Raw genomic sequence first — 15,453 nt, forward strand, 5'->3', positions numbered from 1 at the left:
TCACGAATTTTATGTTTTAAAAAATCTCGCAAATCCCGATACTTCGGGATTTGCGAGATTAAAACACAGTAAACGTTACGAATACAACTTAAACTTTGCGTTCTTTGCGTTCGTTGCGGTAATTTTTATACACTTCAAAACTGATCAACTTTGCGTTCTTTGCGGTGAAAAACAATCTCCATAAATGATCATCAATCAAAACTTTGGGTTCTTTGTGGTAATTTTTATACACTTTAAAACTGATCAACTTTGCGTTCTTCGTGGTGAAAAACTACTACTCTAAAATAATCAGCAATCAAACCCTTGCGTTCGTTGCGGTAAAATTTTTATAATCATTCATCGTGTTTTTATCGAAAAGAAATATTCAAAAAGAAATTCCTTCCCATTCGAGGCAAATTGTTCCAATCCGTAAACGTACTGTAATAAGCGTCTAACATATTTTCAACCCCAGCGTTTACTTGAATTCGGTTGGCGTTCCAATTGAATTTTCGACCAATACTAGCGTCTAATATTGCAAAAGAAGGCGTTCGGTCTTCACCATAAGTCGGGTTGAAATTCGTTTGTGTCGCATTTCCTTTTACAGACAACATTCCATTCCATTTATTTTGGCTGTGGCCAAGTGAGGAAGCATACGAAAGCGGACTCATAAACGGTAAATTTCCGTTGTCGTTGTCTTTTCCAAGATAATACTGCAGTTTTGAAGTCCACGTGAAGTGGTCGTTTAGGGTACATTTCAAAGTCAAATCATTGGACCAAATAGATGCATAATCCAAAGCTGCATAAATCTTAATTCCATTCGCACCAATGGTCATCGGAGCTACATTCGGATCTGGGATTCCAATGATGTAGTTTTTAATGTGGAAATAGGACGAGGTTACTTTGGCAGACCATTTTTTGTAGGTTTTTCCGATATAGACATTGGCTTCTAGGGATTGCTCGTTTTTCAAATTTGGATTTCCAATGTAATCAAAGCCGTCAAAACTATTGTACAAATAAAAACCATATCCTTCAGAAACAGACGGAGCTCTTTCGCCGAAAGCGACTCCTCCTCCACTTATCAATCCGTTATTCTCGTAGCTGTAGTTGGTAGAAAAACTTTTAAGGAATCTTGATTTTGTAGAAGACATTTCGGGATAGAATATTTGCAAACTTTGCAAACCAAATTCGCTTGCAACTTCATTTCCATGGTATCCTAAAGTAGTTGCAAAAGTCAAAGCTGAATTGGAATTGTATTGCCAATGGTCTTCCAAATGAATGCCTGAATACAGCGTTCGCACATCAGGCCATGTGTACATAAACATTAAATTTTCATTGGGATCAGCTGGATACATCGTCATTTCTGCTACAGAACGGTTGTAGAATCCGTTAATATTTCCTGAAAGATGGTGGTCGTTAAAATGTGCTTTCACATTGCTGTAAAAACCATACGTGTCGCTCCAACCCGGCATATCCATGTGAATGGGAACAAACGGTCGTTTTGTATCGTCCATCGTGTGCGTTATGGTATTGAAATAGATTTTTGATTCCCAACTTCTGATCTTTCCTCCCAGTGGTTTTACCTCATATTTCAACGAAGTAATTAAGGCTTCCGCCAAAGAAACGTCCATGGGTAAAGACGGATAACCCACATCGGTCGCTTTATCGTAAATTACGGAGCCTTCAATTAATTTATTTTCCGATAATTTGTATCCGCTTGTTGCGGAAAGATTCATTTTGGTAAACTGGGAAAAGGAAATTTCCTTGCTATTTCCAGCCTTATAATTATCGGCATCGCGAAACATCACGTCTGTATTGATGTAGAACGTTTCGTTTTTATAATTAATTCCCGCTCCTGCTATTTTTTGGTTGTTATTGCTTTCATATCCAGTCAGCAAAGCAATATCCAAACCTGGCTTCTGAACCGAACCATCGCGTCGTCGTAAATCAATAGCACCGCCAATGGTATTTCCATGAGAAGTTCCCTGTTGTCCTGAAGAAACGGTTGCTTCAGCAAGATTAGAAACTTCTACATACGAAGTAATAGGATCCATTTTATCCGTACATGCACCAAAGATTCGCATTCCTTCAATAGTAATTACGGTTCTTTCAGTTGCCATCCCGTTGATGAGTGGTTCCCATGCATAAGCCCCTCTTTTAATTAAATCTATTTTATTTGATTTTTGCAGAAACTCATCTACGGAAGCTAAGGTTTTAAATTGCTTTTCGTGCAAAGGCGTCTTGGTTCCTACGACAATAACTTCACTCAATTCGTTTGCAGGTAAGGTATCTTTCTGGATTTCTTGGCCGTACGAAAAGGCAATGAAACCAGTAAATAGAAAGGAAAATATAGTTTTCATAAGCTTTCATTTTATAAGATGCTGCCTGAAAAAGCAAACCATTTACCAATCTGAACTCGATTCAGATTCGATCTGGAAATGGTTTTACATTCTGAAGTACGTTCAGAACGACAATTTGAATACTTTTCAGATAGCGACTCTTATAAATCTTTAGGTTTTAGAATTCAATTTCAAAGAAAATACTACTTGCTTCTACGGCATCAGTAACGGTTTCTCCTTTTAAAATTTCACCAGAAGTATTGGCTAATTGCAAATTAATTTTCCAATAACCCGTCATTGTAAGCGATAATTTTCCAGTATACAATTCCCCTGGATTTGCTTGAACAGCATTGACATTATTAGGCGAAGTGTGATTTCCCATGCTTGGCATTCTTGGGTCAATTTTAACCGTATAACCATTTACCATTGGAAAATTCATCATGTTTTCCATTTTCCAAACACCCACTTTTAAATCGTTTACAGCTACTTTTGGTGCTGTAGGTTCGATATAGGCCACTACGTATTTTGTACCATCAGTTCCCGTGAAGGTGTTGAGTGTTCTTTTTGCGGAAGCTGGAACATCAATTTGCGAAATTGCTGTATAATTTACACCATCAATAATATAGTTGATTTCCAAATCCCAATATTCTGTGGTGTTTTGAGGCATCGTGAATACGATAAATCCGTTGTATAAAGTTCCCGCTGCATTCGTTTTAGTTAGTGCAGAATACGGACAAGCGTGCGTCATCATGGTCATGTGCATCAATGGTTTCCATGTAATCGTTGCGTTTTTTACGTATGCCGCAGATTGTTTGTCTTTGATTCGAATGTTGATGTCGTTGTAACCTTGCTGTAGCAATCCATTTTTTGAATACAATTCAATCGTATGCGAATCGTTATCGAATTGTTGGATTTTTACCAATCCGTCCAATTCATTTGTTGGGTTAGTGGTGTTGTTATCGTCGCTTGAACAAGAAGCAAAAGTAAAGACCATGGCAATTACTGCCACAAAATAGTTTAATGAAGTTTTCATCTGTAATTTAAATAAAAGGTGAAGTGATGCAGCTTGAATAAAATTATTCAAACTACTGATTTTTAATGCATACGATTACTTTATCGTATTGAATACTTTACATGAAACCTGTTATAAAATGGGCGGATGAAACGTAAAATCAATTCCCAGATGGAAGTAGTTATCGGTATAGGAATTTAGTACTTCGGGAGTGAAGTTGGCATTTAAGAAACGAAAAGTTATTGATTCAATCTCTTGAAAATAGACGACTTCATATTGTTGCGCAACTACTTTTTTATCGGTAGAATTCGTTGCATCGCTATTGGAAGCACTCGCTAATTCTTTAACAAGATGGCATTTTCCATTACAATTAAGTTCCGGCTTTGCTTTATTTTCACAAAGTTCTTTCACGATATAATCATAATTGAAAAAATACTCTAAAACGGGAAATACCGGTTTGAGTAGTAAAGTCAGTGACACTATGATGAATAGCAATTTCATAGTGCAAATATAGTATGAAAAGGACTATTAAAACCTGATTAAAATCATGATTGTGGGAATAAAAGTAATTTATTTTCTCTTTTAAAAGTCCCTAATTTTTCTGTAGTGAAAAGCTATTTAATTTAAACGCAGGCTGATTAGGGCACAATGCACTTAGAAGCAAAACCACGAATAACTGTCCAAAATTCGGTTCTACTTACTTTTCAAAAAAACCCGAAATCATCAATCACTTGATTCATAACGGGCTAAACTTTCTATAACAACACATTTAAACTTTTCCCGTTTTAAAATTTTAAACGGAGTAACATTTGTAAATCTCGTGTTTTGTAAAATAATTTTGAATTAAAGCGTCCGAATAATTACTTTTTTAGAGGCATCCAATCTTCTCGTGAAACCAATAACTCCCAAAGTGGATTTGGTATTTTCAACAAATCTTGTGTATCTACATCCAGTTCGGTTCTAATTTGTTCAGTATTATTATTTGCAACTTTGATCAGCCAATGCGGGTCCATTAACAATTCTCTTCCCATGGCGACCAATGGAATGCCAATACCAAGTACGCGTTGCACTTCTTCTGGTGTGTGAATGCCTCCAACACCGATTACAGGAAGTACGGCACCTATCTTCTCGGCAATGACTTTTGTACGCGGTTTTGTGTCTTTTGCATCTCGCATAGAACCTTCCCAAAAATCCTGTACAGAAACATGAAGATAATCCAGTTTTTTCTTAGAAAGTGCTTCCACCAACTGAAGGGTATCATTCATTGTAATTCCTGGGTTTTCGACTTCTACTGGTGAAATTCGATAACCAACCAGAAAGGGACGTGGCGAAAGTGCAGCTGCTTTTATCACACAATCAGCCACTGCTAACGGAAAAGTCATTCTGTTCGCTAAGCTTCCACCCCATGTGTCTGTTCTACGGTTGGAATGTGGTGAAAAGAATTGCTGCAGCAAATAAGTATTTGCCCCATGTATTTCTACACCATCAAAACCAGCCGCTATTGCTCTACGCGTTGCTTCACCAAATGCTTCAATTGTTTCTTCTATTTCAGCGGTCGTCATCGCCCGTGGAGTTTGTGCGTCTTCACGCTCTGCAGCAACAGCACTGGCACTGACGGATTGCCCATCAACCAGTTCTTCGGGAGCCGACATCCTTCCTCCGTGGTGGATTTGAAGTACTGCTTTATTACCATTTTCCTTTAGGGTCTCAGCTATTTTCGTCAAACTTGGAATTAATTCATCTGAATCAGCTCCTATTTGGCCCTTGAAAGCTTTACCTTGTTTATTCACATACGCACAAGCGGTAAGCAATAATCCAGCAGATTGGTTCCGTTCCCGGTAGTAGATTACTTCAGCATCGGAAACCGTTCCATCTTCATTACCAGAATAAGTAGTCATAGGAGCCAATACAATTCGATTTGTTATTTCAATTCCAGAATTTGGGAAAGTAAAAGGGGACAAAATGTGTTTATAATTTGAATTCATTTTTATTTAGATGTAAATTTTTATCCTTTTTTAAAGTTTGTTTGGAATGAGATGCGCTTCTTTAAGTTGGCGTTGTATTTAGCAAAGTACTTTTTTAAACTTTTATGTTTTCTTTTAGTAGCACGATGTGGTCTAGTTCAAGTGTTTCATTATTAAATATGCTAAACATCCCGTAACCAAAAACTCCTGCTCAATTCAAAACAAAGACTTAAGTGGAAAGCACAAAATTATCAATAATAAATGAACGTTCATTTAGTATTAACTGCGATTTAGGAAGTGATTAAACGAATAATAGCACCCTTTCAATCTTAATTTTTCCATTGCGGAAAATTAAAGGTACTCATCTGAATTTTGAAGGCAACTACTAAATTTAATTAATTGCAGCGATACAAGAATTTTATTATCCAAAAAATCAGCAGATTAGAGGCGCTTTTTTTTGCGCTACAACTATAAGTATTGTATAGGTCCGACACTGTAAAATAAGCGGACTTGAGTAAATGAATAACAATAAAAACAGCACATTGAAAAAATAGACGCAAAAGAGTACGATACGGAAATACAGAGGTTGAATTGTATTATTTTTGCAAATCTATACTCCTAAAAATGAATCAACATACGATTGAAATAATAGATTTCGCTAAGGGACTTGAACTTCCTATAAAAACGCTGAATTACCAATGGCTCGAAAAATATTTTAAAGTAGAGCCCACTGATGTGCTGTCGCTTTCAAATCCCAAAGCAGAAATAATTGATAAAGGAGGATTTGTTTTTTACGCAAAAATGAACGGTGAAATTGTCGGGACTGCTTCCCTATTAAAAAAAAGCGATGCTGTTTTTGAAGTAGGAAAAATGGCAGTTGCTGAAAAAGTTCATGGACAAAAAATTGGAACACTATTATTGGAACACTGCATAAAATTTGCAAAACAAAACAAATAAAAACCTTGATTTTGTACTCGAACACACAATTAGAAGCGGCTGTTCACCTGTATCGTAAATATGGTTTTACCGCCGTTCCCTTAGAACCCGGACTGTATGAACGTGCAAATATAAAGATGGTAAAGCATCTGAAGGTGTAAGTAGCGTTTGCTCTATAATAAATCAACTACCGACCAAATTACAAAATTAGTAAATCTTTGGAAAATGAAGCGTTATGTATAATCCTTGCAGAGTGTGCTGTTGGCTTTTTCAACAACGATTATAAATAAGAAATCCTACAATCAGCAAGATGGCAGGATTTCTTATAGGGATTATTTGATGAAATTTACCTCTTAATAATTTTTACAGTTTCGGTGTTACCACCGCTAATAATTTTTGCGATGTACGTTCCAGCAGTAAAATTAGACACGTCTACGTGTAAGATTGTACCTGATTGATGACCTGCGAACACTTCTTGGCCTAACAAATTATAAATTGATACTGATTCAATAGTTGAATTATAGGATATCGTAAGATGATCTGTCGCCGGTATTGGATATACGGCGAGTGCACTCTTATCAAACCCGGAAACACTCAAACTTTCCACATTTAGTGTAAAGTCTAACGCTTGACCGTAGCCTGGATTTGCTCCAAAACCAAATGGATCAAAAGAAATAGCACACGGGTTAATTATAGATTCAGAAGTGGGATCACCGTAAATTTTAGTCAACCGAATTCGTTTTATACCATCAATTGTACCGGCTGGTACTGTGATGTCCATGCTGACAGAAGCACCATCGGCTCCAGTGCTATTCTCTAAAGTTCCTATCTCATAAACTTCACCAGCATCATCCAAGACGCCATTGTTATTCCAATCAATGAAGGCAACAACATCGTTACCAAAGTTTCCTTTCGTATCTCCCGACACTTGAAGTGTATAAACTTGGTTGGGAACTACAGAAACAGAAACAGCCGTCTGGTTTATTAATATTGAGTTTACATCGGAATTATTAATGACAGTTCCCGCGAAATTCACAATAGTAATTGCTTCCGTTGTAGTCCCAGTTGCACTAATATCGCAGTATGGGGCGGGAAAACTTTGTGCATTTAAACCTAGAGAGCATAATGCAATTGCAAGAGTAATTTTTTTCATATTGTTCTATTTTAGCTATACAAGATATAAAAAATAAGCATTAAAGAAAATTATTCTTTGCGATATGTAATTCTTTACAATTATAAATGCACTTGCTCTTAAGGTATTTTATGTTTGCTAATTGCTACCATTGCAGCATTTTGAAGCAAAAGTAATAGCTTAGTAGTTCTCCAACTCGTCCATTGCAAATGTCGCATAAGCCGCACCTACTCTTATTTCAACCGCAACCCAAATCGCCTCCACAGCACCTGGTTTAAACACCGAACTGCTAAAATTTCACCAAACATCAAAATGTTAGGAGCCAAAGCAGCTTTTTTTTCATTCAGTTCCCTTGTCATTTGAGTAATCTGCTTCACAGTGCTTCATTTTTATTTACTTAGCATTTAATTTTAATTGTCCAAAAATTGACGCAACACGTATTGTAAAATTCCGCCGTTGCGGTAATATTCAATTTCAATCAGAGAATCCAAACGTGCAATAGCGCCAAATTCTATTTTGGTACCGTTACTTTTTTCAGCGATCACCTGTACTTCTTTTAACGGTTTAATGTTTTCTGAAATACCAACGATCGAAAATATTTCCGTACCGTCAATTCCGAGTTTCTCAGCAGTATCTCCCAACTTATACTGCAGCGGAAGTACTCCAAGACCTACTAAATTACTTCGGTGAATGCGTTCGTAACTTTCGGCAAGCACACATTTGATTCCCAATAAGAACGTGCCTTTGGCAGCCCAATCACGGGACGAACCGCTTCCGTATTCTTTTCCAGCAAGAACCACCAGTGGTGTATTTTGCTCTTTGTATTTCATCGCTCCTTCATAAACGGTCATTTCTTCACCAGTTGGCAAATACCGGGTGTACCCTCCTTCTCGATCTGCAAGTTTGTTTTTGATGCGAACATTGGCAAAAGTACCGCGAACCATCACGGCATCATTACCACGACGACTTCCGTAGGAATTGAAATTTTCTTTCGCAACACCTTGCTCAAGCAAATATTTCCCAGCCGAAGAATGTTCGTTGAAAGAGCCTGCAGGTGAAATGTGGTCGGTAGTAATACTGTCTCCCAAAACTAGTAATGCTCGCGCATTTGTTATGTTTTGCAATTCTGGCGCTTGTTCTGAAATATCTTTAAAAAACGGAATTTCCTTGATGTACGTTGACTTGTTGTCCCAGTGGTATAAGTCACCCCCCGGAACCTGCAGATTTTTCCAAATTTCATTGCCTTCAAAGATCGTGTCGTAATTCTTTTTGAAATCCTTTGGCGAAAGCACACGACGCATCACTTCATTAATTTCATCGTCTGATGGCCAAATCTCCTTAAGATAAACCGGCATCAAATTGCTGTCGAAGCTAATAGGCTCATTGACCAAATCAATATCAACTCTTCCTGCAATGGCGTAGGCTACAACCAACATCGGCGACATCAAAAAATTCATTTTTACTTGTGGATGGACCCGTGCTTCAAAATTCCGATTTCCCGAAAGTACCGAAGCCACAACCAATTCATTCTCTTCCACCGCTTTGGCAATCGCTTGCGGTAATGGACCTGAATTTCCAATACAAGACGTACAACCGTATCCGACCAAATGAAACTTCAATGCTTCTAGATCTTTCATCAGATCTGCTTTTTCTAAATAATCAGTCACCACTTTTGAACCCGGTGCGAGAGAAGTTTTCACCCAAGGTTTTACATTTATGCCGTGTTCACGCGCTTTCTTTGCCACTAATCCCGCTCCAATCATCACAAAAGGATTCGATGTATTGGTACAAGAAGTAATTGCAGCAATTACAACAGAACCGTCAGATAACATAAATTTATCGTCTCCGCGATCAATCCAAATCGTTTTAAGTCCGTCTTTTACAACCGTTTCAATAGTTCCTGAATTAACAGGAACGGTTGAATCGTAAATTGGTTGGTCACCTCCTTCTGCATTCCAATCTGCAATGGATTGTACAATACGATCTCTCTTATCATGTTCAACGTATTCCCGTCCAAAGGAATCGCGTAACAAATCAACAAACTTCGGTTTGAATTCACGCAACAAAATTTTATCCTGTGGACGTTTTGGACCTGCCACTGTGGGTTCAATAGTCGACATATCCAACTCAACTACAGTTGTGTACTGAATTTGCTCTTCGTTTTCACGCCACAACATATTGGTTTTGCAATACGACTCCACCATTGCAATCTGTTCTTCGGAACGATTACTCAAAGTCATGTACTCTAACGTTTTATCGTCAATAGGAAAATAAGTAATGGTACAACCAAATTCTGGTGACATATTCCCTATCGTCGCGCGATCGGGCACCGAAAGATGACTGCAACCGGGTCCGAAAACCTCAACAAATTTTCCCACCACGCCTTGCTTACGCAAAAGATTGGCAATAGTAAGCACCAAATCAGTTGCTGTAGAACCTAAAGGTAATTTTCCGGTAAGTTTAAGTCCCACCACTTCTGGCATTATAAAATAAAGGGGTTGACCTAAAATAGCGGCTTCGGCTTCGATACCACCCACACCCCATGCCACAACGCCAATTCCGTTCACCATCGGTGTATGACTGTCCGTTCCCACTAACGTGTCCGGAAATAATTCGCCTTCCCGCTCAATGACACCTTTAGAAAAATATTCTAAGTTGACCTGATGGCAAATACCCATTCCAGGAGGTACAACACGGAAATTATCAAAAGAGTTTTGGGCCCATTTTAGAAATTGGTACCGTTCCGTATTGCGTTCAAATTCCTCATCCATATTCCGGTCGTAGGCATATTCGGTACCAAAATAATCAACTTGAACCGAATGATCAATCACCAAATCGACAGGAACCAAGGGATTTATAATGCCCGGATTCTTTCCTTTTCGTGCAACTTCTTCCCGCAAAGCGGCAATATCCACTACAGCGGGAACGCCTGTAAAATCCTGCATCAGGACTCGTGCGGGTTTAAAGGGAATGTCTTTTGAAGAGGCTTCCGGTTGCCAATTCAGTAGCGTTTGAATGTGTTCTTCGGTTACGGTAAAACCATCGTAATTTCGCAACGCATTTTCTAATAAGATTCGAATTGAAAACGGAAGTTTGCTTATTTTATGTCCTTGTTCTTCGAGAACCGAAAGACTGTAGTAGCCAAATTCTTTTCCCAACAATGCGATTGTACGCTTTACTTTAAATGGATCTTTTTCTGTCGTATGCATATTCGTTTTATATTTATAATTCCCAAAGTCGGGAACTGTTGTTTTTACTTTCAATTAGTGCCTTGATTTGAGGATCATTTTATCCTCTTTTAGCTGTAGCGTTTTAAAGGAATGCTATTTTAGCGCTTTAAAAACCTTTCTATTTTTTAATTTAAATGTGCTGTAAGTTAATCAATAATTAGCAATTTTTGGGATTTTGTAAATGAGAAATGTGCTACTTTTTAGTTGATTTTGGTTATAAAATGTAAAAACGTAGGACTTAATAGGTTGAATAACGAACTTATAAATATGTTTATCTCCTGCGTCTTTTAAGTAAAATTTAAAAAAAAATGAGCAGAAGTTTAGTACGACAATATAGTTAGACAAAATCTAGTACTTTGAATGGGATATGTTATGAATTGAAAGGCTAGCTTAATTTTTTAAAAATATACTTTTCAACAATTGAATTAAAATAAAATTTTACACCTCAATATCCATAGCGCTAGACAACGCTAATATATGTTTGATTCTGCTTCACAATTGTTTATATTAAACCTAAATTTGCATTTGAATACTAATAAATATTAGTTATTTTTAAAAATCTGAAAAATTATAAATGACTCCTATAAAAAAAAAAAAGTAGAAGGTATAATCGCTGAGATAATCGACCAATATGCCTATGCGGATACTTCTGACCGTCCTTGGATTATTGGATTTAGTGGAGGTAAAGATTCTACTGTCTTACTAATGCTGGTTTGGATTGCACTTCAAAGAATTAGACAAGAAATGCCATTTCCGTTTCAATTGAAAAGGAAAGTATATGTCGTTTGTAATGATACAATGGTTGAAAATCCAATCATAGCTAACTATGTTGACGATGTTTTAGCAAAAATCACAGAAGCTGCAAGAGATCAAGATTTACCAATATTTGTGCAGAAAACGACTCCGAAATTAGAAGAAACATTTTTTACTAGTGTTATTGGAAAAGGCTACCCCGTTCCAAATAACGCTTTCAGATGGTGTACCGATAAATTAAAAATTAGACCAACTTCAAGCTTTTTGGTAGAGCAAATTGATGAAAAAGGAGAAGCTATAGTTTTACTTGGAACGCGATATGAAGAGAGCGCGACTAGAGAACGTTCCATGAGAAAACATGAAGTTACAGGTAGTCGTTTATCAAAGCATCAAACTACTGTAAATACTTATGTTTATGCACCAATTCGAGAAATGATTATCGATGAAATTTGGTATATCATTAATGCAGTAAAATCACCATGGGGTTTTGATAACTCAATTCTTTTCAAAATTTACGCAGATGCCAGTGCAGATGATTACGAATGTCCAACTGTAGTCGTTGACAAAGAACATAGCTCTTGCGGACAAAGTCGTTTTGGATGTTGGACTTGTACAGTTGTAAAAAATGATAAATCAATGGCCTCATTAGTAAATAACGGTCAAAATTGGATGCAACCTCTGATGGAGTTTAGAAATAGATTAGTTGAAGACAGAAATGTTTCCGAAAACAGAATGGATGTGAGAAGAAATAAGCAAGCAGCTGTACGCGAAGATGGAACAAATAATGGGACGTATACTGTGGAATATAGATATCAGATTCTTAAAGACTTACTTTTAGTTCAAAAAGAAGTTCAAAAAGAAAGACCATATATAACATTAATTAATAACCAAGATTTAATTGCAATTCAAGTTACTTGGAATAGAGACGGATACTTTGAACATACCGCTGGTGACTTATATAAAAAGATTTACAATAAGGAAATTAGTACAAACAACATCAAATCGCTTGACGACACTGAACGAAGAATTTTGAAAGAAGTTTATGCAGAACAACTAGGCTATTATAGTTTGATTGATAATCTTATAGCTTTGCAAGAGACAAAAACATTGATGATTTCTAAATTTGGTATTCATAATGATGTTAGAAAACGAATTGAAAGTTTCGTAAATCAATTTTAAAATCAAAATGAAGAAAGATTTACCTTATTACATCTACTGTTTTACCCATTTGAAAAGAGATATGAAAAATGGTGGTGCGCCACATAAACCCATTTTAATACTTGGTCTGATTGAAATGTTTGAAACACAAATATTTTATAATAATCAAATTTACATATTACCAGAATTAGTTTCTAGTTTTAAAACGCATTGGAATGAATTAGTAAAAACAAATCATCACCCAATTTTTGCTCTACCTTTTTATCATTTAAATTCTGAACCATTTTGGAAATTAATCCCAAATCTTGGATGTGAAAAATGGATTGAAAGTAAAAGTTCAATGCGAAGTTTCAATAACTTGACTACTGCTGTAAATTTTACATTGATTGATAATGAATTAAGAGAGTTATTAGAAATTAAAGAAAATAGAAGTGTTTTAAAGTTTGCAATTTTAGATAAGTATTTTCCCGAAACAAAAATGTTATTTGGCAGTATTGCAGATAACTCACAAAACATTGATGTTTTAAATGAACCCACAGAAATATACAGGCAAAAAATTATTGAATTAAAAAATAGACTTGATGAAAATGCTTTTCAAGAAGAAGTTTTTCTAAGAAGTGGAATATTTAAAAGAGAAATACCAAAAATTTATAACAATACTTGTGCAATTTCAGGATTGAGAGTAGATGCTATTTTAAATATTTCAATGATTGATGCTTGCCATATAGTTCCATTTTCTGAAGGATATAATGATACTTTAATAAATGGTTTTGCTTTATGTCCAAATCTTCATCGGGCATTTGACAGAGGCTTAATTTCTATTTCAAACGACTATAAAGTAGTTATAAATAATAATTTTGTTGAAAACAAAAATTCGACTTTAAATTTGAATCAATTTAAAGATAAATTACTTAATTTACCTAAAAATAATGAATTTCATCCTTCATTAGAAAATTTCAAACATCACAGAAAACGATTTGGTTTTGAATAAATTATAAAAATTTTTTGTCCAAATTATATTTTCGGCAAATGTATATTCTAGTAAATCGGTTAATTCATTTATTTTCTTTTTCCTTGCGATAATTTTATTTGTTTCAGCCTAATCATTATTATCTAAAATATTTTTTTTTAATAATATTTAAAAACTCTCTATGTTTTTTAATTCTAAAATTTAAATAATTTTTAGTATCATCAATAAATATTGAATTTTTATGATCTATATAAACTTTAAAATTGTTTTCAATATCAAATAGATTTTTATCTTCCATAATTTATACTTTATTTTTTAAAAAGCGGAATTAATTCAATAGTAATTTTTATTTAAATTATTTATGAATTTCAAACTATTTTGCAAGTTTATTTGTAATTTATAAGTAAACTTTTGTTGTTCTACTTTCGATTTGAGAATATGTATTATATTCTTAATTCTTTAACACGTTGTACAAATTTGATTCTAAGATCTTCCATTTAGCCAAAGTCGGATTTAGTAGACTTGTGTACAATAGACAATTGCCTACATTACTTAATTTAATGCCAATTATTAAAGATTGTAGAAATCTAATGCCATAATAAAATTGGGGTTTTTATATCTGTTTATATATCACTGAATCATTTTAATAAACTAATTATAAGCACTTTATTGCAATATATTTCAACTTTCCATACTATTTCAACTTCTACAAAAAATCAAAAATTCGACGCAAAAGTTAAAAAAAGTTTATCACAAATGAATCAATATCCACTTTCCAACAATATTACAATTATCCTTTTCTACCACCTCAACTTTTCCTAAACCCAAAAAAACCACCACAAAACTACGTGCAAGTTACGACCCTATTACGTACTCATTACGTCGATTGTCGACCAAATTACGTACAAGTTACGTACAGGTTACGTGGAGGTTACGACAAAGCTTCGAAGTAGTGACCAACTAACTACTACTTTACAACGATCATACAACGACACTACTACACTACTCCAACGTAGCACCTAAAATAAAGTTGACGCAACAGGTTGGCGGTTCCTCAAGTTCAAAAGAAAAAGCATGCAAACTATTCGAACCTAAAAAATAAATCAAGCGTTTTGAGGCTTTATTTTTAGCTAAAAAGTAATATGCATGAAACGTGATTTATAATTGAAGAAAGTCAAAGAAAATGACGGTAAACTTCACCAAAATCAAAAACGCTTTGCAAGTAAGAATCTGCGTATCCAAATAGGATTTGACACTACTATCTTCCCTATTGTAAAACTCGGAAACCAAAAACGAATTTTAACAAAAAATAAATTTTATACTTCAACTGTTATTTTAGTAGTGGACATTATTGTCCTTTACTTAATTTTATCTATCTTTGTACTCATAATTCTAAAGATAAAAATCATGAAAATTACAAAATGGAATATAGATCCTACAAATACAGAAGCCACTTTTAAAGTAAGAAAATTAATGGTTACAAATGTTATTGGGCAATTCAAATCTATTGAAGGTCAAGCCGAAACAGCAACCGAAGATTTTGAATCCATTAAAAGAATTTGTTTTAAAGCGGCCATAAATTCAATAAAAACGGATGATCCAAAGCGCGACGAACATTTAAAATCAGCCGACTTTTTCGATAGAGAACAGTTTCCTTACCTCCTATTTGTTGCTGAAAATTTCGCAATAAACGATAAGGAATTGCACACGAATTTAACGATTAAAAATACCACAAAAGCAATCGTACTTGCAATCGATTCGTATAAAAAAACAATTACCGAAGACAAATCAGACAAAATCGAATTATCCTTATCTGGAAAAATAAACCGCAGGGATTTTGGATTGACTTGGGATGGAACAAATGCCGCAGGCGAAATTTTCGTTGGTGACGAAATTAAATTAAGTGCCAAAATTCAATTTGTAAAAGAAGCGCAAAATGCAAATCTGCAGAAAATGAAAGAATGTACGCTTTAATTATATTTT

The 15,453-nt window shown here is 35.2% G+C and carries 11 protein-coding genes; 4 read left to right on the forward strand and 7 right to left on the reverse strand.

Annotated elements, in window-relative coordinates:
* Positions 1-347 precede the first annotated feature (347 nt).
* The 4 genes from YWA_RS0104485 to YWA_RS0104500 all read right to left on the reverse strand — a co-directional run bounded on the left by YWA_RS0104485 (position 348) and on the right by YWA_RS0104500 (position 5,312).
* Positions 348-2,336: a TonB-dependent receptor plug domain-containing protein gene (locus YWA_RS0104485; protein ID WP_022827304.1), complete on the reverse strand. Its 1,989-nt coding sequence runs from the start codon at positions 2,334-2,336 to the stop codon at positions 348-350.
* Between the two features lie 157 nt (positions 2,337-2,493).
* Positions 2,494-3,348 (reverse strand): hypothetical protein, encoded by an 855-nt coding sequence (locus YWA_RS0104490; RefSeq protein ID WP_022827305.1) that lies wholly within the window; start codon positions 3,346-3,348, stop codon positions 2,494-2,496.
* Between the two features lie 111 nt (positions 3,349-3,459).
* Positions 3,460-3,828 (reverse strand): hypothetical protein, encoded by a 369-nt coding sequence (locus YWA_RS0104495; RefSeq protein ID WP_022827306.1) that lies wholly within the window; start codon positions 3,826-3,828, stop codon positions 3,460-3,462.
* A gap of 359 nt (positions 3,829-4,187) precedes the next feature.
* Positions 4,188-5,312, reverse strand: a complete 1,125-nt coding sequence (locus tag YWA_RS0104500; RefSeq protein ID WP_022827307.1) for an NADH-dependent flavin oxidoreductase — start codon at positions 5,310-5,312, stop codon at positions 4,188-4,190.
* A gap of 603 nt (positions 5,313-5,915) precedes the next feature.
* Here YWA_RS0104500 and YWA_RS14635 point away from each other — a divergent pair.
* Entirely contained in the window at positions 5,916-6,248 is a 333-nt protein-coding gene (locus tag YWA_RS14635) for a GNAT family N-acetyltransferase (protein ID WP_316928395.1), read from the forward strand.
* Positions 6,249-6,573: 325 nt separating this feature from the next.
* Here the strand turns inward: YWA_RS14635 and YWA_RS0104510 are convergent, their stop codons facing one another.
* The gene (locus YWA_RS0104510) at positions 6,574-7,380 is read right to left on the reverse strand and encodes a T9SS type A sorting domain-containing protein (RefSeq protein ID WP_022827308.1); all 807 of its coding nucleotides are present in this window, start codon (positions 7,378-7,380) and stop codon (positions 6,574-6,576) included.
* Between the two features lie 389 nt (positions 7,381-7,769).
* Positions 7,770-10,568 (reverse strand): aconitate hydratase AcnA, encoded by a 2,799-nt coding sequence (gene acnA / locus YWA_RS0104520; RefSeq protein ID WP_022827310.1) that lies wholly within the window; start codon positions 10,566-10,568, stop codon positions 7,770-7,772.
* A gap of 642 nt (positions 10,569-11,210) precedes the next feature.
* Between acnA and dndC the strand changes: the two genes are divergently transcribed.
* Positions 11,211-12,521 carry a DNA phosphorothioation system sulfurtransferase DndC gene (gene dndC, locus YWA_RS0104525; protein ID WP_245557699.1) on the forward strand — a complete coding sequence of 437 codons (1,311 nt, stop codon included), beginning with the start codon at positions 11,211-11,213 and terminating at the stop codon, positions 12,519-12,521.
* A 7-nt stretch (positions 12,522-12,528) separates the two neighbouring features.
* Positions 12,529-13,491 carry an HNH endonuclease gene (locus YWA_RS0104530; protein ID WP_022827312.1) on the forward strand — a complete coding sequence of 321 codons (963 nt, stop codon included), beginning with the start codon at positions 12,529-12,531 and terminating at the stop codon, positions 13,489-13,491.
* Between the two features lie 118 nt (positions 13,492-13,609).
* On the opposite strand, the gene YWA_RS15640 is transcribed toward YWA_RS0104530, so the two are convergent.
* The gene (locus tag YWA_RS15640; protein ID WP_022827313.1) at positions 13,610-13,768 is read right to left on the reverse strand and encodes a hypothetical protein; all 159 of its coding nucleotides are present in this window, start codon (positions 13,766-13,768) and stop codon (positions 13,610-13,612) included.
* Between the two features lie 1,109 nt (positions 13,769-14,877).
* On the opposite strand from YWA_RS15640, the gene YWA_RS0104540 reads away from it, so the two are divergent.
* Complete coding sequence (locus YWA_RS0104540; RefSeq protein ID WP_026718582.1) at positions 14,878-15,444, forward strand: YceI family protein; 567 nt, start codon at positions 14,878-14,880, stop codon at positions 15,442-15,444.
* Positions 15,445-15,453: the final 9 nt, after the last annotated feature.

The organism is Flavobacterium antarcticum DSM 19726, from assembly GCF_000419685.1.
GTDB classification, from domain to species: Bacteria; Bacteroidota; Bacteroidia; order Flavobacteriales; family Flavobacteriaceae; genus Flavobacterium; species Flavobacterium antarcticum.